A 22,023-nucleotide genomic window follows, 5' to 3' on the forward strand; every position below is an offset into this window, starting at 1 on the left:
AAACAAAAAGAGCCAGGTCCATAAAAAAATAAGGACCTGGCTCATAAAAGACATCATTATGTAAAGCCATTAACTTCCCTACGCTGGTACGAGCCAGATCAGGTCCAAAGGGTTAAGAAGTTCACACGCTTCTCTCTCAGCCTACGCATACGTTAGGCACCCCTAGTTTATCACTGATTTAATTTTCAATACTTCCCCATCATACACGATAATCTGAAAAATGCAAAGGTTATTTATTTTCCGCTTACGGAATCATCCAAGTTAAATAATAAGCCTGAACATACGTCATAATCCCAACAATAATAACGAAGAACAAACTATGCTTAACTGTAAAACGGAACAAATCCGACTCTTTTCCGGCAAGTCCAACTGCCGCACAAGCAATTGCAATCGATTGCGGAGAAATCATCTTACCTGTTACACCACCTGTTGTATTTGCCGCAACGAGAAGTACTTCAGATACGCCAACTTGCTGCGCCGTAATTGCTTGTAAATTCGAGAACAGTGCGTTCGCAGACGTATCGGATCCTGTTAAGAATACACCAATCCAACCTAGGAATGGTGAGAAGAAAGGGAATAGTCCGCCAGTTCCTGCTAGCGCTAGCGCTAATGTAGAAGATAGACCAGAATAGTTTGCGATAAATGCGAATCCTAATACGAATCCGATAGATAGAATTGGCATCTTAAGTTCGTTTAACGTTTCTTTAAATGTCGCTACTGCATCTTTTGCACTCATTTTCAAAATAAAGATAGAAATAATACAAGCAATTAAAATTGCCGTTCCAGTCGCTGATAAAACATCTAATTTCAAAATTGCTTCATAAGGCGTTGGTTTATTTACTATCGGCTCTGCTTTCATTACTAAATTGTGTAAGCCTGGAACTTCAAACTTAAATACAAGACTTTCTAAAGCGCCTCCTGGAGCAAATAAAGATTTAAAGAAGCTTTGGCTCCAAACAACTACCATAACCGTTAAAATAATGAACGGAGACCATGCTTTCACTACTTTTCCTATTGTGAGTTTTGGCATAGATGTCGTCGTTGTTGCCGCTACTTCACTATTTGCTTGTTTAGATTGATAGATTTCTTTCGGCTGCCAAACTTTTAAGAACAGCGCTAAACTCACTAAACTTACAAGTGCTGACGTAATATCCGGAAGCTCCGGCCCTAGAAACGTTGCTGTAATAAACTGTGTAATTGCAAATGAACTACCTGCTACAAGTAACGCAGGCCACGTTTGTTTTACCCCTTTAAACCCATCCATTAAAAATACGATGAAGAACGGAACAAATAATGATAGAAACGGTAACTGATGTCCAGCCATTTGTCCGATTTTATGTGGATCAATACCCGTTACTTGTCCAGCAACTGTAATCGGAATTCCCATCGCTCCAAATGCTACCGGTGCAGTATTTGCGATTAAACAAAGACCAGCCGCATATAAAGGATTTAATCCGAGACCTGCTAGAAGCGCTGCCGTGATTGCTACTGGTGCACCGAATCCCGCAGCCCCTTCTAAAAATGCTCCGAATGAAAAACCAATTAAAATAACGAGTAAACGGTGATCATTTGTAATAGATAATACAGATGCACGAATGACATCGAATTGACCTGTTTTTACGGAAATTTTATACAAAAATACCGACATAATGATAATCCAAGCAATTGGCCATAGTCCGTATAAAAAACCGTATCCGGTTGCTGCCATCGCCATCGTAAACGGCATTTTATAAGCGAATAACGCTACTAAAATTGTAAGTACAACTGTAATAAACCCTGCCACATACCCCTTCATGCGGAAAACTGCTAAAGCTAAGAAAAAAAAGATGATTGGAATAAGTGCGACTGCTGCCGAAATCCAAATGTTACCGAACGGATCATAAACTTGTGTCCATGTGTTCATTGTTCTCTCCCCCTAAAGAATCCCCTTTTAAATAGAATAACCTCATCAATAGACTATCAGGTCATCATACCTTTAAGTCTAAAAATAAAAAACGTTCAAGAAAACGTTTTCATCTCCATTTATACTTTATCACAGCGTTTTCCATAAAAAAAGATTTTTTTGAAAATTTTATTATTTAAAGAAAAAATCTTACAAAATCGTCACGTTCTTGTAATGTTCATCGATAGTAAGCTTGTAAAAATTACTGCATAATAATAGTATAACAACGGAAATTATTTATGAGGTGATATATATGAATGGAAACAAAATACTAGCTGCTTTATCATACTTTAGTGTACTATTTGCCCCTATCTTATTCCCAATCATCGTTTGGATTGTGGGGGATGCTGAAACAAAGCCACATGCAAAACGTGCTCTATGGACACATATCATTCCAAGTATCGCTACATTTATCGGCGTAGCCATTTTAGGAATTATGGGTATCGGATCGGACCAACCAGATGTAACACTTGGAATTGGAGCAATGATTGTCTTAGCTATTTGCGGAATCATCAGCTTATACTACTTCATCTGGAACATTGTAAAAGGAATTAAAGTGCTGAAAGCTTAATTTTAAACAAACGTTTGTTTAAAAAAAGGACACTTGCAATTTGCAAGTGTCCTTTTCCCGATTAGTGTGAGCTAATAATTAGCGGGGGGTGCCCCTACCGATTACAGTTTCACTTTATCTTCTTCGTTTCTTCTTTTTTCTCATCATTTTCTTTCGGCGCGTATTCGTTTTATCCGCTATAATGTGAAGCGTGCTCGCCACAACAATTCCCATTAGGAACGTTTTAATTTCCACCTCATGTTTTTTCGCAATTTCTATTAAGTTCCCGTCCAGTGCTATTACATTTAATAGAAATAAAAACGGAGAAAATACGATTAACATGTACGCAATACGAATTACATCACCAAGTATAATCGTATGTGTAAGAAAGGAACGATGTGGCATTACTTTCTTATACGGATACCAAAATATACGCAGGAATCCCCATTTATTATACGCATTACTGTACGTATCTAAATCAGGTGTTAAAAATGAAGTACCTACTAAAAAGCCAATTGCAAAAGTTAATAAAAAATCAAAATTTGTTAATCCATACGAAAAGAGCAGAAACAAAACAACCGGAAGGGATATTAAGTTTATTTTCGTATGCGTTTTTCCTGATGGCATAATGCACTTCCTCGCTTACGTTCGCCCTGTCACTCTATGACAGTTCTCACCTATTGATCTAATTTCTGATCGATAAATGATGTGTCTATATCCGAACCAAACCATTCTGCCAACTTCACTCGTGCCTTATCTTTCACATCTTCATTGACATATAATGACGCCTGTATTAGTGCGGCCGTTAATGCCCCTAAATCGTCCGTATAACCAACTCCAGCAATGAAATCTGGGATGGCATCAATCGGTGCAATAAAATAAGCAAGTGCTCCAATTACAATAATTTTCACCCGCTTTGGAACATCAGGTCTTTGCAAAACGTAAAACAGTAATAAACTGGCATAAATGACCGACTGTCCGGCTTGCTTTGCAACATGTTTTACTTTTTTCCAAAACGCTTCAACTGAAAATTTTTGTTTCATGTAAAAGCCCCCCTATTTTTCAAAAGAAATAAGCTACAATATATTACCAGTAAAAGTTCATCAAAATTACACATAATCTATCAATGAATTTTTATTTTAACAAACAAACCTAAAAAGAACAAGTGTTCGTTAATTTTCATACCCTTTCCTTCATATAATAGTTTTCTAGACAAACCATTACATATTTCCATTTCTTATTTCTCAACCATGAAAATTTTCACTTTCACTTAACATTCTTCTCTATCTTTGTTATATTTTCTAGTTGACGGACATATAAACGAATGATAAAGTTTTCTCTGGTAGTGACAAAACACATACAAAAAATGTAAAATGTTATAGTGTTTCTCAGAAATGAATTTTGTTGTATAATACAGAAATGACGTTATACTTATGAGCAGCAAAAGAAACCAAAAAAGGGTATGCATAGTTAAAGTCGTATATGGGTGAATATAGAAGCTCTAATTATGGCAAAAGAAACTATGTATTTTTTATTTTAGCATTTTTCGCTCCAAAATCGACCAAGCCTGATAGAGAAAGGGTGGAAATGAATGAAAGAAACCTTGAAATCACAATTTCAAAATGTGCGTTTCACTTTATTCGTAGCTTTAGCCGTATGGCTGAAAACCTACATTATTACACGCACAAGCTTTGATTTAAAACTTGAATCTTTCATGCAAGAATTCATTTTATTCATTAGTCCATTAGCAGCATCATTACTGTTTGTGGGACTTGCATTATTTGCAAAAGGAAAAAAACGTAACTATATAGCACTTGGAATTAATTTTGTTTTAACGTTCATTCTCGTTGGTAACGTAATGTTCTACGGATTCTACAATGACTTCGTTACTTTACCAGTACTAGGGCAAACTTCTAACTTTGGAAGCTTAGGTTCTAGTGTGAAAGAATTATTTAACTACAAAATTATCCTTGCATTTGCGGATATTATCGTATTCTTCATCTTATTGAAGAAGAAGAAAAACTTTGCACCGACAGAGCGTGTAGCACGTCCGATGCGTTCTCTATACTTCGTGTCAACAGTTGCTATTTTCTTCGTAAACCTAGGGTTTGCAGAAGCTGAACGTCCAGAACTATTAACACGTTCATTCGACCGCGTTATGCTTGTTAAAAACTTAGGATTATATGTACACCAAGCATACGATCTTGGCTTACAAGCGAAGTCAAGTTCACAAAAGGCATTTGCAGACGGTAGTAAATTACAAGAAACAGAAAACTATGTGAAAACAACACAAAGTAAACCAGATCCAAATATGTTCGGTACTGCAAAAGGAAAAAACGTAATTGTTGTTTCTCTTGAGTCATTACAAACATTCTTAATTGGCGCAACAGTTAACGGACAAGAAGTTACACCATTCTTAAACCAATTTACGAAAGAAAGTTATTACTTTGATAACTTCTTCCATCAAACTGGGCAAGGTAAAACATCTGATGCTGAATTCTTAGTAGATACTTCTTTATATCCACTAGACCGTGGTGCTGTATTCTTCACACACGGTAACAACGAATACACAGCAACTCCAGAAATTTTACGTCAGCAAGGGTACCACACATCGGTATTCCACGCAAACAACGCAACATTCTGGAACCGTAACATTATGTACCCGGCACTTGGTTATGATCGTTACTACAACGAGCTTGACTACAAGATTACGCCAGAAACAAAATTAAATTGGGGATTAAAAGATATCGAATACTTCGATCAATCTATCGATATGTTAAAAGAAGTGAAGCAACCATTCTATACTCGCTTCCTTACTTTAACGAACCATTACCCATTCACTTATGATGACAACACGAAATTAATTGATGAATATAATTCTGGTGATGGCGTGTTTGACCGTTACATGGTAACTGCTCGCTATTTAGACGAAGCAATGAAACATTTTATTGAGCGTCTAAAAGCAGAAGGCATTTACGACAACTCTGTGATCGTATTCTACGGTGATCACTATGGTATTTCTGAAAACCATAACCGTGCAATGGCACAGTTCTTAGGAAAAGAAGAAATTACTGCATTTGACCATATGAACTTACAAAAAACACCGATGTTTATTCACGTTCCAGGTCAAAAAGAAGGTAAAACAATTTCAAAACCAACTGGTGAAATTGATATTAAACCAACTATTCTAAACTTACTTGGTGTAGATTCTACGAATCAAATTCAATTTGGCCATGACGTATTCTCACCTGATAATAAAGGATTCGTTGTTCTTCGTGACGGTAGCTTCATTACAGATAAGTACATGTACACGAACAGTACATTCTACGACCGTGCTACTGGCGAAGTTGTACAATTACCGAAAGAAGAATCTCAACCACTCATTGATCGTGCCCAAAATGAATTGAACATGTCAGACAAACTCATTGAAGGTGACTTACTTCGCTTCTCTGAAAGTAACAAGATTAAAACTGGTGAAGTAAAAACAGCTATTAAAGAAGAAAAGAAGAGCGCTGAGTAATCTCAGCCTCTTTTTTATTTTCCGCTATCCTTCTTCTCCTATTCATTAACTTTAAAATTACATAACCTTTACCAAATATTCACACCATATTAACGAAACATCTCTATAATAAAATATGTAAACGAGGTTCTACATATTTCTTATCTCTCATCTTCAATAAGATCCCTTAAAGAAATATGCGAACCGTTTGTTTTCTACTTTCTTTTAAAGTGTTTTGTTCTCATGTACAAAACCTTCAATAAGATGATATCCCTATGAAAGATAGCTACCCTCCTTTTGCAGCATTCCATATGAATGTTGCTTTTTTTTATTTATAGGCAGGATTCTTATTTCTTATTTTCGAATTTGTATATACAAAATGCTATAAATCTCTATTACTTCCCTATTATTTACAAATACATATACGTCATATGTAGAGTATTGCTTACATAAAAATTACTATAGCGATTTTATGCCGCGTTAACTAGCAATAGGAATCCCACTTCAAAATTTGGCCGGATTCAAAAATCATATGGGTGGTCTAACCGTATAAGCTCGATTAATCAAAGTTTCACCTTACTTCAGTACTTACGAAAGGATGGGATGGAAATTGGCATATGAAAGATTTGTACTTTGGAATGATGCAGTTATTGATACAACAAAACAAAAAACATACATAGAACTAGAAGAAAGAGGCTTGCAATTTGGAGATGGTGTCTACGAGGTAATGCGGCTCTACAACGGAAACTTTCACTTATTAGATCCGCACATAACAAGACTATATCGCTCCCTAGAAGAAATAGAATTATCGCTCCCTTTCTCAAAAGCAGAGCTCATCACCTTACTGTACAAACTCATTGAAAGTAATAATTTCTACGAAGATGGAACCATTTATTTGCAAGTATCTCGCGGTGTACAAGCTCGTACTCATGCATTCTCATATGACATTCCCCCGACAATCTATGCCTATATCACAAAAAAGGAAAGACCGGCTTTATGGATTGAATATGGTGTACGTGCTATATCAGAACCAGATACTCGCTGGCTTCGCTGTGATATTAAATCATTAAATTTACTACCAAATGTATTAGCTGCTACGAAAGCTGAACGCAAAGGTTGTAAAGAAGCCCTTCTCGTACGAAATGGTATTGTAACTGAAGGTAGCCGTTCCAACTTCTTTTTAATTAAAAATGGAACACTCTACACACATCCAGCCAATCATCTTATTTTAAATGGAATTATTCGTCAGTATGTCCTTTCTTTAGCTAATACTCTTCACATTCCTGTACAAGAAGAACTTTTTAGCATTCGTGACGTTTACCAAGCTGATGAATGTTTCTTTACAGGAACAACAATTGAAATCTTACCGATGACTCACCTTGATGGAGCTGCGATTCGAGATGGTCAAGTTGGCCCCATTACAAAAACAATACAAAAATCCTTTTCTCAAAGCCTTTTAAAATCAAACACACCATCTTCTTAAATACGAATAATTACCATTTCCTATAATGTTAATATATGTATTTAAATCAAAATCAAGGTAGAAATTCATACCTTGATTTTTTCTTGTAATCTTTTTGTCACATTCAGTTTCCCGCATAAGTCTTGACAGTAATCGACATGCCTTTTAGAATTTTTAATAGTTGGTAAATTTTTCTTCACTACATTACAGACAGAAAGGAATCGACAAACTATGAAAAAATACCTTGCCGGTCTTGCCGCAGTGTCTGTAGCAGGAGGAGCAGCACCTACACTTGATAGTGTGCAAGCTGCCCCGGAACAAAATACACAAAAAGCTGCTACACAAACTGTACAAGCTTCTGCACCTAACACTTCATCTTACACGGTAAATGCTGATGTATTACATGTTCGTGCAGGATCAAGCACTTCTCAAGATATCATCTCTCGTGTTTATAACGGTCAATCATTAAACGTGATTGGCGAAGAAAATGGTTGGTTCAAAATTAACCATAATGGAAAAACTGGCTTTGTCAGTGGCGAATTTGTATCAAAAAAGGGAGCAACTAATTCCAATGTAAGTACAACAGGTGGAAAGAATAAAGTTACTGCCGATGTATTACGTGTACGTACAGCTCCTAACACTTCCAGTTCCGTTTCAGGACGTGTGTATGAAGGACAAACATTAAACGTAATTGGTCAAGAAAATGGTTGGGTGAAAATCAATCACAATGGACAAACTGGTTATGTTAGTGGTCAGTTCGTATCAGGCGTTTCTGCAAATACAGGAGCTACAAACGATACGAATCAACAAACTGTACAACCAGCAAGCGGAAACTATACAGTAAATGTATCTTCCCTTCGTGTTCGTACAGGCCCTAGCACTTCTCATACAACTGTAGCTTCTATTACAAAAGGACAAGTAGTACAAGTCGTTGGCGAAGTTCAAGATTGGTTCAAAATCAATTATGCAGGACAAGCTGCCTACATAAGTAAAGACTACGTAACAAAGGGCGGTTCTAACGAAAACGGTTCACAAGGCAACAATCAAAATAATAATCAAAACAATAACGTAACTGTTCAAACTGGTGGTACTTACGTTGTTAACGCAACGTCTCTACGTGTTCGTACAGGCCCTGCTGCTTACCATAGTGTAATTGGCGGCGTGTTAAATGGTACAACATTAAACGTAGTTGGATCTGAAGGTAGCTGGTTTAAAGTTAATTACCAAGGAAAAACTGGTTTTGTGAGTGGCGAGTTTGTAAAATTCGTTAAAGGTGGCACTGCTACTCCTGAACAACCGAAACAACCTGAAAAGCCTAACCAAGGTGCAATTGGTGACTACTACATTAATGCTTCTGCACTAAATGTACGTAGTGGCGAAGGTACAAATTATAGAATCATAGGGGCACTTTCGCAAGGACAGAAGGTGCAAGTAATCTCTGAAAACTCTGGATGGAGTAAAATTAACTACAATGGCCAAAATGGTTATATCGGAACACGTTTCCTATCTAAAACACCAGTTGGTGGTGCAGTAGATAAGCCTAACAACAATAATAATCAAAATAACAACAATCAAAACAACAATACAGGCAACAACAGCGGTGACACTTCTTCTCTACTTGCATACGCGAAATCTATGCAAGGTGTACCATACGTTTGGGGCGGTACTTCTGCTAACGGTGTTGACTGCAGTGGTTACATCTACCACGTATTTAAGAAATTTGGTCATAACATTAGCCGTCAAAGTGTTGCGGGATATTGGAGCAGCTTACCGAAAACTTCAAGTCCACAACCAGGCGACTTAATTTATTTCCAAAACACTTATAAAGCAGGTCCTTCTCATATGGGAATTTACCTTGGGGGCGGATCATTTATCCAATCTGGAGATAAAGGGGTAGCAATCGCTTCATTAAGTAACTCTTATTGGAAGAGCCACTTCTTAGGTTATACGAAAGCACCTTAAGTTATAGTTTCAGAGCCTTCTAGATTACTAGAAGGCTCTTTTTTAAAGAACTCAATATAGTAATCCCCTTTCGTTCTCTCTCCACACAAAAATTATGCGTTCATTTTCCTATTTCGTACACTATATTCTATAAAAATCACTCAAAACGTTATCACAATGAATATATTCCCACAAAAAACATAACCTATTTCATGTCTATTCATTTCATATGTGTTTTTTTGAAGAATTTTCTTTTTATTTAAACTTTTCGTTAGACGTTTGACCTCCGATGTCCATTATGATAAGTTACTTAAGATGTTATATTCGCAAAAGTATAGACAACTGGTTTATACACTTTTTTACTATGAGGAAGGAGCATACACTGCATGAATCTTTTATGGGGAATTGGCGGCGTGATTGGAGTATTAGCAATTGCTTTTTTACTATCTTCCAACCGCAAAGCTATTAATTGGCGCACAATTTTAATCGCGCTAGCATTACAAATGTCATTTTCATTTATCGTATTACGCTGGGATGCTGGTAAAGCAGGTTTAAAACACGCTGCTGATGGTGTTCAAGGATTAATTAATTTTTCTTACGAGGGAATTAAGTTCGTTGCTGGGGATTTAGTCAACGCAAAAGGCCCTTGGGGATTTGTCTTCTTTATTCAAGCACTACTTCCAATTGTATTTATTAGTTCATTAGTAGCAATCTTATATCATTTCGGTATTATGCAGAAATTTGTTAGTGTCGTTGGTGGTGCATTAAGTAAACTTCTTGGAACTTCTAAAGCAGAAAGTTTAAACTCAGTAACAACTGTATTTTTAGGACAAACTGAGGCACCAATCTTAATCAAACCTTACTTAGCACGCTTAACAAATAGTGAGTTCTTCACTATTATGGTAAGTGGTATGACGGCTGTTGCCGGGTCAGTTCTTGTCGGCTATGCAGCGATGGGAATTCCGTTAGAACACTTATTAGCAGCAGCAATTATGGCAGCTCCATCAAGTTTATTAATTGCAAAACTAATTATGCCAGAAACAGAAGAAGTAGATAATAACGTTGAGCTTTCTACAGAACGTGAAGACGCAAACGTTATTGATGCAGCTGCACGTGGTGCATCTGAAGGTATGCAACTTGTTATTAACGTAGCAGCAATGTTAATGGCTTTCATCGCATTAATCGCTTTATTAAATGGATTATTAGGATGGGTTGGTTCTTGGTTCGATATTAAACTTAGCCTAGATTTAATCTTCGGTTACTTATTATCACCATTTGCAATCTTAATTGGGGTTTCTCCAGGTGAAGCTATACAAGCAGCAAGCTTTATCGGTCAAAAACTTGCAATCAACGAATTCGTTGCATATGCAAACTTAGGACCACATATGGCAGATTTCTCTGCAAAAACAAATCTGATTTTAACATTCGCAATCTGTGGATTCGCAAACTTCTCTTCTATTGCAATTCAATTAGGTGTAACTGGAACGTTAGCTCCTACTCGCCGTAAACAAATTGCACAATTAGGGATTAAAGCAGTTATCGCTGGTACACTAGCGAACTTCTTAAACGCAGCAGTTGCAGGTATGATGTTCCTATAAATTTATATCAACCCTCCTCTTTCCATAGAGGAGGGTTTTTTGTATGTATAAATGTATTTTTTATATATACGAAATACTTTATGCTTAAATATTAAAACATTATGATACAATAATTAGTAAGTCTGTTTATTTTTTTTGTGCAAGGGAGATACTACTTCATTTTGTTCTATTAAAAAAGAATTGCAGTTACATGGTCTAATTCTTATTAATTGCGTATACTACAAGTATCCTTGCCTGAATTACCTTTAAGGAGGAAAGTTTTGTGAAAAATAATTTCTATAAAGTCTTCTCTATGTGGATTTTACAAATTTTATTTTATTTTACAACTGTACATGTGACGCATTATGAGCATGCTCTCATTTTTACAATTATATATGTAATCGTTAATGTACTATTTCTATTTTTGCCTGATAAAACCGCATTTGTTTTCTTCATATTGGGAACCATTATTTCGGTATTCTATTTATTCTATCAAGCGTGGCTTTACTTATGGAGTACATCAGATCAATGGGAGTACATTATTACTCACTTCCTGATGGTAGCAAACTTCTTCATTGTTTATATCTCAACACATCTATTAAAGAAAGTTATTCATGAGAATAAAGAATTAACTGAGCGTGTGAGAACGCTAGAACAATACATTGGAGAATCAAAATTATTAACGAGACAAGAATTCGAAAGAAGACAAGCATTATTAATAACTGCAATGAATCGTCGCAATGAATCAGGTATTATCATTTACTTCGATTTCGCTTCCTTTAGTAAATACACGAAAAAAAGCGTCATGGACCGTGTAGCTTCATTATTAGTTGAAACGATAAGAAATGACTTTGACCTTGCTGCTGAATACGATAGCAATACACTGGTTATTTTACTACAAAACACAAATGAAGCCGGTGCTAACATTGTAATGAACCGCCTACAGCCAAAAATGGGGCAATGGCTTGCTGCTGAAGCAATTCAAGATATAAAAATTTCGCGAGAGCAAATCGGAAGTAAAGGACCGACATTATTATGATGACGCTTGTTATACTCCTTTTATTTCTTTTATTCTGTGTACTCGTTTTTTGGATTAGCATCGCATTTTCAATTAAATACGTACTTATTTTTACAGCCTTTCTATTCTCTGGCTTACTCGTTTATTATTCTTTCTTAACACTCGCAGGCTTAATTCACCGAAATAGTAAACGAAAAGATCGTACGCTAGAACATTATCCGAGCGTTGATATTTTAATACCCGCCCATAATGAAGGGGTCGTTATTAAAGATACATTAGAGGCGATGGCAAAGATTGAATATCCAGGCAAACTAACTGTTTATTTATTAAACGATAATTCTCAGGATGAAACACCTGAAATTGGTGATGACTTTGACAAAGCTTATGCTCATATCCGTCACATTCGTGTCCCGCCTGGTGAACCAAAAGGAAAATCACGTGTATTAAACTATGGGCTTAGTATTTCGAATGGTGAATATTTCTGCGTTTACGATGCAGACAATCAACCTGAACCACATGCTCTGCGAATGCTTGTCGAACATGCTGAAACAACCAAAGATGCCGTTGGGGCTGTTGGACACGTTCGTACAGTCAATGAAAACAGAAACTGGCTGACACGAATGATTTCACTAGAGTTTCAAATCTTCCAGCTCCTTATGCAATCTGGACGCTGGTTACTATTCCAAACAGGTTCACTAACAGGAACGAACATGCTTCTTCGTCGCTCTGCCTTAGAAGAGCTTGGTGGCTATGATCCTTATGCAATTGCAGAAGACGCTGAATTAACATTACGAATTACACAAAAAGGCTATCTCTTACCAATCGTTCCAGAATCGATTACATGGGAACAAGAACCTGAGCATTTAAAAATTCTTATTAAACAACGTACACGTTGGCTCCAAGGAAATCTCTATATTTTAGAAAAGATGTTTTCTTCATTAAGTTTCTTTAAAGGGAAACTTCTTGTCCATTCCTTACAGCAAGTGTTAGTGTATGTCGTATTTTGGCTATTTTTAATCATTTCAAACGTTTGGTTTGTCATTGGACTACTCGGGATATTCCAGATTCAATATAGTATTCCGTTACTATTTATGTGGTATGTTGCATATATTACATATGTTTCGCAATTATTTAGTGCCCAGAGCGTCGAACGAACCTTTACACCGACGAATATTTTTATTAGCGTCATCATGTACTTTACGTACGCACAGCTCTTCACGTATTTATTTATTCGCAGTCTAATCTTATACTTACGTGCAAAGAGCAAGAAACAAGTCATCGGCTGGGATAAAACCGTTCGATTCAAAAAAGATAAATAATAAAAATAAGCACAGAGCGCCGTATGCTCTGTGCTTATTTATTGCCGTATAAATTATATATCAGACAATACCCCTTAGCTGAAAGTAATTTCACGTCCATCCCCCAACGAACGATCGACCTTCATTTATATACGAAAAAGTGATTGCTATTTTTGTAGAACCAATTGCTTCTCTTGCTGATCTTTGCGCGTTTCAGTCTTAGGTTCCGTGCTTTCTTGCACATTTCGATGTGCCACACGTTTCAAACAAATATGCTTCCACTTTCTTTCGTAACGTTTCATTATTCTAGATGTCCCCCTTGAATGCGCTTTAAAACTATTTGAAATCGCTTACAGGAAATAATATAGCACATATACATAAAAGTGACAACACATTTCCGACATATTTTTGACAAAAATATGAATAGAATTCATAAAATATCGAATGTTGTCGAAAGTTATCATTTTTTCTTCGTATAAAAGGCATACTACTTATATAGTACAGTATTTTATTTCCCTGATTTGTATTTAAAATCTCTTCTATATAAAATGAAACTTTAATCAGTGGGGCTTTATTCATCCCCCACTTAACTTCTTTGCTTTTGCTGAATTTTGAGGTGGGTGTCTTACTGCCACAAATAGAGGGATAAAAAAGGGCTGATATGAAATCAGCCCTTTTCCTTCTATTATTTATGTTGCTTCATACGTCCTTCTTTTTGCAATTCTTTAAATAATGCTGCCATCATAAAGAAAATAACAAAGACGAATGGGAATGCCGCAATAATAGCTGCCGTTTGCAATGCTTCTAATCCACCAACATATAATAAGGTAGAAGCTATCGCGGCTAGAACGATACCCCAAACCATTTTAATGCGGTTCGGTGGATTTAAACTACCATGCGTCGTTAACATTCCTAAAACAAACGTCGCAGAATCTGCTGATGTAATAAAGAATGTTGCAATAAGTAGAATACCTAAAACTGATAAAGCTGATCCAAAGCTACCCATCTGATCGAACATAGCGAATAATCCTACTTCTGTTCCCATCTCTTTCACTTTGTCGAAGATATGCGCATCACCAAACAGCTCCATATGAATACCAGTCCCGCCGAAAACAGAGAACCAAAGTGCACCAATTACGGTCGGAACAAGTAACACACCAATAACAAACTCACGAATCGTACGCCCTCGTGACACACGAGCAATAAATGTACCTACGAATGGTGACCATGCAATCCACCATGCCCAATAGAAAATTGTCCAAGACTGGATCCATTGATTTCCACCTTCATCCAATGGACTTAAACGGAAACTCATGCCTGGCAATTCCTGAATGTAAGAACCAATCGTTGAAGTGAAGTAATTCATAATAAAGTTTGTTGGACCTGCAAATAATACAATTATCATAAGTGCAAATGCCAAAATAATGTTCGTATTACTTAAATATTTAATTCCTTTATCAAGACCGGTTTGCGCAGATAACATGAAAAGAACTGTTACGATTGCGATAATAACTAACTGTGTCGTTAATGAATTAGGGATAGATGTTAAATAGCTAACACCACCTGCAATTTGTTTTGCCCCAAGACCTAATGATGTCGCAACACCAAACACAGTCGCGAACACAGCTAACACATCAAATGAATGAGCAATACGCCCATGTTCCCCGCCCTTAAATAACGGACCTACTGTCGCACTAATTGTACTTGCTTTTCCTTTTCTAAAAGTGAAGTACGCAATACATAACGCTACAAACGCATATAGTCCCCAAGGATGTAATCCCCAATGGAAAAATGAAAAACGCAGTGCAAGACGCGCACTTTCCTCAGTTGCACCATCTCCAAACGGAGGTGCGTATAAATGGTTTAATGGTTCCGCAACACCCCAGAAAACTAAACCGATACCCATACCAGCACTAAATAACATAGCAAACCATGTCATATAACTATAATCAGGTTCGTCATCATCTTTACCTAAACGAATAGAACCGTATTTCGAGACAATTAAAAAGATGGACACACCTAAAACGATAGAAACAGAAATAATATAAAACCATCCAAACTTACTAACTAGTGCAGTTTGAATTGCAGTTGTTACATTTCCTAGGCTACCTTGTCCAATAATAGATTCGGGAATAATCCCCCAAATTGTAAATGCAATACATAATGTTAATGAAACGATGAATGTCTTTGTCAGTTTCCTCATCAAATCCCCCTTCGTAGGTTTCACTTTTGTAAATAACATAAATTCCGATATGTTAAATCGGATAGAAAACTATAATTTTTGCGGTGATTTTCTTTCAAATCTCTTACTTTCACCTTCACCAATTAGAATTCTTATAGACAGCCTTACCTTCCGTATAACCTTTTCACTCTGCAAGAGCTACAAGGTAGAAATACTGCTGCCAAATTGTGCGAGAAAAATGCGGATGGGAATGTATTTTCCCAAAAAAGGATGTGTTACACATGTAAAAAAGGGCAAATTCCTTCCTTGCAACCTTTTCTTCTTGTAACAATTATGCGGTTTTTTTACTAGTATATAGCACATGTTTATAGCTTCACAAACGAAATGTTTATGTTTATATAACTATATTACCCATAAAACGGTAAAATACTCAAGGAATGTAACTGTATAGTAAACGTTTTGTAATACTGTCGTAACACTTTTATTTACGACGAAAAAAATATGTTGTATTAAATATTTTGAATATAACTAGAAACCTACTAATCATATAGAATGAAAAACGCTTTCCTATATTTTTTGTTATATTACAGGATGTTAACGACTGATTACGAATGGTTTGTAATTGTGTGTTTTCCCCAAATCCGAAAAAATCTGTTGCTATAATGAGGACACGAAAACAAACGCAATGGAGGCTATCATGAAAAAATTAATTGGTATAGCAACAGCAGCAGTTTTTGGTCTTGGGATTTTCACATCATCTGCCAATGCAGAAACTGTTGTAACAACAGACGTACTAAACGTACGCGAAAACCCTACTACTGAATCAAAAGTTGTCGGTAAATTACTAAACGGTAATAAAATAGATGTTCTAAATACAGAGAACGGATGGTCAAAAATCACTTTAGATGGTAAAGACGCATTCGTAAGTGCAGAGTTCACAAAAAGCATCTACTACGTAACAGCTAACGTATTAAACGTACGTGCTGAAGCGAACACAAACTCAGAAATTCTTGGAACGTTGAAGAAGGACGATATGATTGAAACAACGAACCAAGTACAAAATGAGTGGTTACAATTTGAATATAACGGGAAAACAGCTTATGTTCATGTTCCTTTCTTAACAGGTACAGCACCTGTTATTGAGAAACAAGAAACACCAGCTCCTGCTAAAGCTGCAGCACCAGCTAAAGCTCAAGCTCAAGCACCTGTAGCACAAGCAAAACCAGCTGCTAAGCCTGCTGTGAAAGCTGCTGAAACTAGCGAACCTTCTGGTGGTCGTGAGTTAACAGTTGTAGCTACAGCATATACAGCTCACCCGAGCGAAAACGGTGGCACATATGGCGGCCGTGTATTAACTGCAATGGGTCATGATTTAACTGCGAATCCAAACATGAAAATGATCGCTGTTGACCCGAAAGTAATCCCATTAGGATCTAAAGTATGGGTTGAAGGTTATGGAGAAGCTATCGCTGGAGATACTGGCGGTGCAATTAAAGGTAACCGTATCGACATTCTACTTGGATCAGATAGCGCTGCCCAAAAATGGGGACGCAAAACTGTTAAAGTGAAAATTTTAAAATAACCAATGACTGCTAAATTACAGCCGGTTCTCTTTGTTGAGAGCTGGCTTTTATTTATTTATAATAGCTATGAGGAGGCTATTATCATGAATGTACAAGCAAAAGTAGACTGGGTTGGTACACCAAAACCTTATATATATAAAGACGAAGTAACATATGATGCTACTTCCATTGATTTTTCACTCGCCGGCGATGACAATCGCTATAAATTAATTGTGCTCGGCCATGAAGGAAATATACATTACAAAATTGTACAATACGGGATAAAACCAGGCTCACAAAAGCCATTTCCTATCGATATTCCATTCGAACAAGCAATGCTACCGCTAGTCGAACAAATAGTAAATAATCCGTATGTACAAGCGACATTAAAGCAGACACGCTTCTGACCGCAAAAAGACTATCTCAATTACAAGAGATAGTCTTTCTTACGTTAACGAGTCGGACCAGATACTTCCCCCTGGTTTCAACGTATTATTTGTACCAAGAGAATGATACAGCATCTTCCCATTCACAGTTACGATATGATAATCTAAATTTCATTTTTTCTGTTTTGAGCATTTTTTGTTTATAATGGTAAAGGAAAGAAATATGTGTACGGAGGAATATTATGCTGCAACACTCAATTACGAAAGATGAAATTATGATGATTGCGAATGAGTTCGTTCAAGGACTAGATCCACAGCAAACAGCTGATCAGGAACATGTCGCTACAGCTCGGCACCTATATCGTAGTGGTGTTGTCTACAACGTTGACTTTGATGGTTACACGCTATCAGGAACTGTAGATGCTGAAGGCAGCGTATATAGCGTTCATATCCCGATTCGTAACGTCGCTGAAAGCTATTGCGATTGCTTCGCACCAACGCAATGTGAGCATATGCTCGCTGTGTTACTATCTGCAGCGTCTAGTTTCGGGCAAGTAGGAGATGTATTAACTTTATTTAAAAATAATACGAAACCTTCTCTTCCTCCTATTCGAACTGCAAGACAAGTATTGCAATCATCAGCTTTTGAAGAAACAGATTATAAAAGTTGGCAATCATATTTTGACAACGAATATGAATCATTTAAAAAAGAACAAGCTCGGCTTACTTATAAACAAATGTATTTTCTTATGAGTATTTTTACAGACTTCTATACGAAACTCGAGCGGAAAGCTCCGCGTATCATTGCAATACATGAATTGTTCAGACTACACGCGGCACTTTATTGCTTTCAAAAATTATTAGAAGAAATTCAGGCATTCGAAGTAAATAAAACGTATTCTTATCACCAACCTGTTAACGTCGTTCGCCTATTTGTAGATAAAGTGGAATCCATCGTTCGGGACTTACAATCAGAAGCGATTCCTTCAGAGTCTGAAATCATTTTGCAAGAAACAGCTCGTCTCGTTCATGAAGTATTCTTCTCTACCGACTCTTATACGCAAGAGCGATTTTTCATTTATCGTCACATATGGAGTGAACTGTTAAACAATAAAAATCAACTGCAAGAAGAAGAAAAACGAATTGACACGAAAATAAATCCACTTTCTAAAGCATTAGCATCTTCTCATCTATTCTTTTTAAATGACGAAGACCTACTAGCAATGGACTTACTAAAAAAACAGCCTGCTTCTGTTGTAAGTCTTTATTTCTATTGGTTAGAAGAGCTATTAAGCGCCATGCAGTGGGATCGCGGAAAAAACTGGCTTTCGTTTACGTATAAACAAGTAAAGAAAACCATACATGAGCACGAGGATACAATCTTCATAAAAGATATCGTTCGGTTATTTGTAATCATGTACGAAACATATGCAACGCATACAAATGAACAAGCTGGATTCGAAATGATTTTACAAGAACTATTACCGTATAGTTTCACAAACTACGAACAATACGTACTCGCGAAGAAGCAGTATCGTACATGGTCCGAACTTCATCTCTTATATGGATTTGAAGCAATTGAACTATTGAAAGAGCCATTGAAAGATATTGAAAAAGAAGCGCCAGAAGCGGCACTTCCTCTTTATCATCTTGCTGCTGTAGAGGCCATTGAAGAACGAAACCGTAAATCATATAGACGTGCAGTTCGCTACTTAAAGAAATTACGTACATTATATAAACGTTTAAAACGCACCGATGAATGGGATGCTTTCATTATTCATATCGCCAATCTACATTCACGCCTTCGTGCACTACAAGAGGAATTACGGAAAGGAAAATTAATCGATGATCAATCAAACTGAAGTAACAATTAGGCTCCAGCATGTTAGTCAAGGTTGGTTCCTTTGGGGCGAAGATGACAGCGGTACTCCATTATCCGTAACTAGTTGGAAACGAAATGCATTTACATGGCACGCCACTTCCTTCTATGGCACGTTTCTAAAAGAAGCAACCTTTGAAAGGAAACAAGGTGTTATGCTAACAAACGCACAAGCATTTGAATACATCGCAAACAAACCGATGAACTCCTTTGCACATATTCAAATGAACGATCCTATTACAGCACTTACGAAAGATGCAAATGAATTATGGGATGCCTTCGTAAGCGGTAGCTTCGTACCCGATATGGAACGTTGGTCCAAACAACCATCTTGGAAAGTTCAAAATACACCAATCGAAGATGACACATTAGCAACGCTTTTCTCAACCTCGGTAAATGAAAGTATATTGCAAGATAACCGATCAAATGACGGATGGGAAGATGCAAAGAGACTATACGAACATTACGACTTTACGAAAAGACAGCTGGAAACAGCGCTACATGAAGAAGATTGGCTTCGAAAAATCGGTTACATTGAAGATGACCTTCCCTTTACAATTGGACTAAGACTGCAAGAACCACAAGAGGAATTTGAAATGTGGAAGCTTGAAACGATTGTGGCACCAAAGCGCGGGGCACATCGCATATATGTATATGAAAACATCGATTCCTTACCGAAAAGATGGCACGATTACGAAGAGCGTATTACGGAAACGCAAGAAGGCTTTAGTAAGCTCGTACCGTGGCTAAAAGAAGAGGATACGTTCAGAAAAGAACTGTTTGAAACGGAAGCATGGAATTTCTTAACAGAAGCAAGTGACGAGTTACTTGCAGCTGGTATTACAATTTTATTACCATCATGGTGGCAAAATTTAAAAGCAGCAAAACCGAAGCTGCGTGTACAGCTGAAGCAAAGTACAGCACAAACACAATCTTTCTTCGGCATGAATACGCTCGTTAACTTTGATTGGCGCATTTCAACGAACGGAATTGATTTATCGGAAAGCGAATTTTTCGAACTCATTGAACAAAACAAACGATTATTCAATATAAATGGTCAATGGATGCGACTGGATCCAGCCTTTATTGAAGAAGTAAGAAAACTAATGAACCGTGCCGATAAATACGGACTAGAAATGAAAGATGTCCTCCAGCAACATTTATCAAACACTGCTGAAACAGAAATTGTAGAAGAAGATAGTCCGTTTACTGATATTGAAATCGAACTAGACGGATATTATGAAGAGCTATTTCAAAAGCTGCTCCATATTGGAGATATTCCAAAAGTAGATGTCCCTACTTCACTAAACGCAACACTTCGTCCGTATCAGCAACACGGCATTGAATGGTTATTATATTTACGACAACTTGGATTTGGGGCATTATTAGCGGACGATATGGGACTTGGGAAAAGTATTCAAACGATCTCTTACTTACTATATGTAAAAGAAAACAAGCTCAAAACAGGTCCCGCATTAATCGTGGCGCCGACATCCGTTCTTGGAAATTGGCAAAAAGAATTTGAGCGTTTCGCACCAAATTTACGTGTTCAATTACATTATGGAAGTAACCGCGATAAGGGAGATTCATTTAAAGATTTTCTTCAATCAGCAGATGTTGTATTAACGTCTTATGCGTTAGCTCAACTTGACGAGGAAGAACTTACTTCGTTATGCTGGGACGCTGTTATTTTGGATGAAGCACAAAATATTAAGAACCCACATACGAAACAGTCGAAAGCAGTACGCAACTTGCAGGCAAATCATAAAATTGCTTTAACTGGTACACCGATGGAAAACCGACTTGCCGAGCTTTGGTCCATTTTCGACTTTATTAATCATGGATATCTTGGCAGTTTAGGACAATTCCAGCGCCGCTTCGTCACACCGATTGAAAAAGACCGTGATGAAAGAAAAATCCAACAAGTCCAACGCTTTATCTCACCATTTTTACTGCGTCGAACGAAGAAAGATCAAACAGTCGCATTAAACTTACCAGATAAACAGGAACAGAAAGCTTACTGCCCACTAACTGGTGAACAGGCTTCCTTATACGAGCAACTTGTTCAAGATACATTACAAAATGTTGAAGGGCTAAGCGGGATTGAACGTCGCGGGTTCATATTACTAATGTTGAATAAACTAAAACAAATTTGCAATCACCCTGCTCTTTATTTAAAAGAAACAGAACCGAAAGATATCGTTGAACGTTCTATGAAAACAAAAACGGTAATGGAACTAATCGAAAATATTAAAGATCAGAATGAGAGCTGTTTAATCTTTACCCAATACATCAGCATGGGAAACATGCTAAAGAGCATATTAGAGGAAACATTTGGTCAGCGCGTCCTCTTCTTAAACGGCAGTGTGCCGAAGAAAGAGCGTGATAAGATGATCGAACAGTTCCAAAACGGAACGTATGACATTTTCATCTTATCCTTAAAAGCTGGCGGAACAGGCTTAAACTTAACTGCCGCTAATCATGTCATTCACTACGATCGTTGGTGGAATCCAGCTGTAGAAAATCAAGCAACGGACCGTGCATATCGTATTGGTCAAAAACGATTCGTTCATGTTCACAAACTTATTACAACAGGAACATTAGAAGAGAAAATTGATGAAATGTTAGAACGAAAACAATCTCTAAACAATGCGGTCATTACAAGTGATAGTTGGATGACTGAACTATCAACAGACGAATTAAAAGAATTACTTGGTGTATAAACAA

The 22,023-nt window shown here is 37.0% G+C and carries 15 protein-coding genes and 1 riboswitch; of the genes, 11 read left to right on the forward strand and 4 right to left on the reverse strand.

The annotated features are described in order from the left end of the window. Positions 1-58: 58 nt before the first annotated feature. Positions 59-174, reverse strand: a riboswitch (TPP riboswitch). Positions 175-244: 70 nt separating this feature from the next. Next, a complete protein-coding gene (lldP, locus tag F0362_RS25730; protein WP_001099311.1) occupies positions 245-1,903 on the reverse strand; it encodes an L-lactate permease in 1,659 nt (552 codons plus the stop codon). Between the two features lie 292 nt (positions 1,904-2,195). Here lldP and F0362_RS25735 point away from each other — a divergent pair, with 292 nt between their 5' ends. After that, on the forward strand, positions 2,196-2,513 hold the full coding sequence (locus tag F0362_RS25735; protein ID WP_001014094.1) for a magnetosome magnetite crystal formation protein family: 318 nt from the start codon (positions 2,196-2,198) through the stop codon (positions 2,511-2,513). 114 nt (positions 2,514-2,627) lie between these two features. On the opposite strand, the gene F0362_RS25740 is transcribed toward F0362_RS25735, so the two are convergent. After that, positions 2,628-3,119: a metal-binding protein gene (locus F0362_RS25740; RefSeq protein WP_001139015.1), complete on the reverse strand. Its 492-nt coding sequence runs from the start codon at positions 3,117-3,119 to the stop codon at positions 2,628-2,630. A gap of 50 nt (positions 3,120-3,169) precedes the next feature. Further along, positions 3,170-3,535, reverse strand: coding sequence for a YkvA family protein (locus F0362_RS25745; protein WP_000810376.1), 366 nt, complete (start codon positions 3,533-3,535; stop codon positions 3,170-3,172). A 548-nt stretch (positions 3,536-4,083) separates the two neighbouring features. Here F0362_RS25745 and F0362_RS25755 point away from each other — a divergent pair. From F0362_RS25755 to F0362_RS25780, 6 genes are all read left to right on the forward strand, one after another. Further along, entirely contained in the window at positions 4,084-6,012 is a 1,929-nt protein-coding gene (locus tag F0362_RS25755; protein ID WP_000665340.1) for an LTA synthase family protein, read from the forward strand. 577 nt (positions 6,013-6,589) lie between these two features. Further along, positions 6,590-7,474: a D-amino-acid transaminase gene (locus F0362_RS25760; RefSeq protein ID WP_002040014.1), complete on the forward strand. Its 885-nt coding sequence runs from the start codon at positions 6,590-6,592 to the stop codon at positions 7,472-7,474. A 210-nt stretch (positions 7,475-7,684) separates the two neighbouring features. Beyond that, complete coding sequence (locus tag F0362_RS25765) at positions 7,685-9,415, forward strand: C40 family peptidase (protein WP_000760253.1); 1,731 nt, start codon at positions 7,685-7,687, stop codon at positions 9,413-9,415. 365 nt (positions 9,416-9,780) lie between these two features. After that, entirely contained in the window at positions 9,781-10,992 is a 1,212-nt protein-coding gene (locus tag F0362_RS25770; protein ID WP_001051016.1) for a NupC/NupG family nucleoside CNT transporter, read from the forward strand. Positions 10,993-11,254: 262 nt separating this feature from the next. Continuing rightward, positions 11,255-12,010 carry a GGDEF domain-containing protein gene (locus F0362_RS25775; RefSeq protein ID WP_000794327.1) on the forward strand — a complete coding sequence of 252 codons (756 nt, stop codon included), beginning with the start codon at positions 11,255-11,257 and terminating at the stop codon, positions 12,008-12,010. Next, on the forward strand, positions 12,007-13,308 hold the full coding sequence (locus F0362_RS25780; RefSeq protein WP_000988738.1) for a glycosyltransferase family 2 protein: 1,302 nt from the start codon (positions 12,007-12,009) through the stop codon (positions 13,306-13,308). The genes F0362_RS25775 and F0362_RS25780 overlap by 4 nt, the downstream gene beginning before the upstream one ends. 664 nt (positions 13,309-13,972) lie before the next feature. Here F0362_RS25780 and opuD read toward each other — a convergent pair. Next, entirely contained in the window at positions 13,973-15,490 is a 1,518-nt protein-coding gene (gene opuD / locus F0362_RS25785; protein WP_001230123.1) for a glycine betaine transporter OpuD, read from the reverse strand. A 676-nt stretch (positions 15,491-16,166) separates the two neighbouring features. Between opuD and F0362_RS25795 the strand changes: the two genes are divergently transcribed. The 4 genes from F0362_RS25795 to F0362_RS25810 all read left to right on the forward strand — a co-directional run bounded on the left by F0362_RS25795 (position 16,167) and on the right by F0362_RS25810 (position 22,019). Beyond that, complete coding sequence (locus F0362_RS25795) at positions 16,167-17,051, forward strand: cell wall-binding protein EntA (RefSeq protein ID WP_000733306.1); 885 nt, start codon at positions 16,167-16,169, stop codon at positions 17,049-17,051. An 84-nt stretch (positions 17,052-17,135) separates the two neighbouring features. Further along, positions 17,136-17,438, forward strand: coding sequence for a DUF3910 family protein (locus tag F0362_RS25800; protein WP_001102548.1), 303 nt, complete (start codon positions 17,136-17,138; stop codon positions 17,436-17,438). Between the two features lie 221 nt (positions 17,439-17,659). Then, the gene (locus F0362_RS25805; protein WP_053446258.1) at positions 17,660-19,279 is read left to right on the forward strand and encodes an SWIM zinc finger family protein; all 1,620 of its coding nucleotides are present in this window, start codon (positions 17,660-17,662) and stop codon (positions 19,277-19,279) included. After that, on the forward strand, positions 19,263-22,019 hold the full coding sequence (locus F0362_RS25810) for a DEAD/DEAH box helicase (protein ID WP_053446259.1): 2,757 nt from the start codon (positions 19,263-19,265) through the stop codon (positions 22,017-22,019). The genes F0362_RS25805 and F0362_RS25810 overlap by 17 nt, the downstream gene beginning before the upstream one ends. Positions 22,020-22,023 lie beyond the last annotated feature (4 nt).

This window comes from Bacillus sp. BS98 (assembly GCF_008432245.1).
In the GTDB taxonomy this organism is placed as follows: domain Bacteria; phylum Bacillota; class Bacilli; order Bacillales; family Bacillaceae_G; genus Bacillus_A; species Bacillus_A toyonensis.